Below are 1,316 nucleotides of genomic sequence, written 5' to 3' on the forward strand. Positions count from 1 at the left end.
GGGCCCGGGGAGATCTTATCTTGGAAGGGGCTTCCCGCTTAGATGCCTTCAGCGGTTATCCTGTCCGAACATAGCTACCGGGCAATGCGTCTGGCGACACAACCCGAACACCAGAGGTTCGTCCACTCCGGTCCTCTCGTACTAGGAGCAGCTTTCCTCAAATCTCCAACGTCCACGGCAGATAGGGACCGAACTGTCTCACGACGTTCTAAACCCAGCTCGCGTACCACTTTAAATGGCGAACAGCCATACCCTTGGGACCGGCTTCAGCCCCAGGATGTGATGAGCCGACATCGAGGTGCCAAACACCGCCGTCGATGTGAACTCTTGGGCGGTATCAGCCTGTTATCCCCGGAGTACCTTTTATCCGTTGAGCGATGGCCCTTCCATACAGAACCACCGGATCACTATGACCTGCTTTCGCACCTGCTCGACGTGTCTGTCTCGCAGTTAAGCGGGCTTGTGCCATTACACTAACCGCATGATGTCCGACCATGCTTAGCCCACCTTTGTGCTCCTCCGTTACGCTTTGGGAGGAGACCGCCCCAGTCAAACTACCCACCACACAGTGTCCTCATCCCCGGTAAGGGGACCAAGTTAGAACCTCAAACATGCCAGGCTGGTATTTCAAGGTTGGCTCCACCCGAACTGGCGTCCGGGTTTCAAAGCCTCCCAGCTATCCTACACAAGCATGCTCAAAGTTCACTGTGAAGCTATAGTAAAGGTTCACGGGGTCTTTCCGTCTAGCCGCGGATACACCGCATCTTCACGGCGATTTCAATTTCACTGAGTCTCGGGTAGAGACAGCGCCCCCGTCGTTACGCCATTCGTGCAGGTCGGAACTTACCCGACAAGGAATTTCGCTACCTTAGGACCGTTATAGTTACGGCCGCCGTTTACCGGGGCTTCGATCAAGAGCTTCGCACGAGTGCTAACCCCATCAATTAACCTTCCGGCACCGGGCAGGCGTCACACCGTATACGTCCACTTTCGTGTTTGCACAGTGCTGTGTTTTTAATAAACAGTCGCAGGGGCCTGGTATCTTCGACTGGCTTCTGCTCCACCCGCAGGGGTTTCACATACCACCAGCGTGCCTTCTCCCGAAGTTACGGCACCATTTTGCCTAGTTCCTTTACCCGAGTTCTCTCAAGCGCCTTGGTATTCTCTACCTGACCACCTGTGTCGGTTTGGGGTACGGTCTTGAATAGCCTGAAGCTTAGAAGATTTTCCTGGAAGCATGGCATCAATGACTTCTCGCCCGTGGGCAATCGTCGTCGCATCTCGGCATTGTGGACCCGGATTTGCCTAAGTCCACT

Annotated in this window: 1 rRNA gene; it reads right to left on the minus strand. The window is 54.7% G+C overall.

What is annotated here, in order from left to right:
- A 23S ribosomal RNA gene (locus tag BMZ63_RS14815) occupies window positions 1-1,316 on the minus strand; the annotation flags it as partial.

Origin of the sequence: Marinobacter persicus (genome assembly GCF_900114155.1) — a bacterium.
Classification (GTDB): domain Bacteria; phylum Pseudomonadota; class Gammaproteobacteria; order Pseudomonadales; family Oleiphilaceae; genus Marinobacter; species Marinobacter persicus.